Consider the following 779-nt stretch of genomic DNA (forward strand, 5'->3'; position numbering starts at 1 on the left):
AAGCAGAACTGCTGAGAGAAGCCGAGCAACATCGTCTCGATACCATTAACGTTGACGATTTTGAGCCGGAACTATTGGCAGCAAAGCCACTTTACCCTCAAATGGATAGCGTTGCTTAAAAGCCAATAAGAAAGACAAAAACGGGAGCTTTGGCTCCCGTTTTCTTGTGCTCTGAATCCAAACAACGCCCCTTCCCTTTCGACGCATCCGATGCTCACACTCAGACCCTCGTTGTAACCACAGCCAAACCAATTGATCGCGATATGAGTGATAAATAGCTCACAGACCTTACCCATTAACGATGTATACTTTACCGTATCTCAACCACATATATGGAAAATCTGTTGGCTAGATTCTTATTCGCTCAGTGGTTCCCAGGTCTCATTCAACTTAAAAACTATCAAAAAGAATGGCTCGTGAATGACTTTAGAGCAGCATTTTCTGTTGTTGCTGTTGCACTACCTGTTGCTATTGCTTATGCACAGCTAACTGGCGTTTCTGCTATCGTCGGCCTCTACTCATGCGTGCTGCCGATGCTGGTTTACGCTTTAATGGGCACTTCCCGGCAACTCATTGTTGGCCCGGACGCCGCAACCTGTGCCGTCATCGCCGCCGTCGTTACCCCAATTGCCGCTGGCGACCCAACCAAACACTGGCAGCTCGTGATGACCATGACAGCCATGACAGGTATTTGGTGTGTACTGGCCAGCCGCTTCAAACTGGGAATTTTTGCTGACTTTCTTTCCCGCCCAATCCTCTTAGGGCTACTCAACGGCGTG

1 protein-coding gene is annotated in these 779 nt (G+C 48.5%); it reads left to right on the forward strand.

What is annotated here, in order from left to right; genetic code table 11:
* Positions 1 to 332 precede the first annotated feature (332 nt).
* Positions 333 to 779: SulP family inorganic anion transporter (locus R7Q46_RS26470; RefSeq protein ID WP_318078125.1), on the forward strand; the 447-nt coding region annotated here is incomplete at its 3' end.

It is taken from the genome of Vibrio sp. 811 (assembly GCF_033339195.1).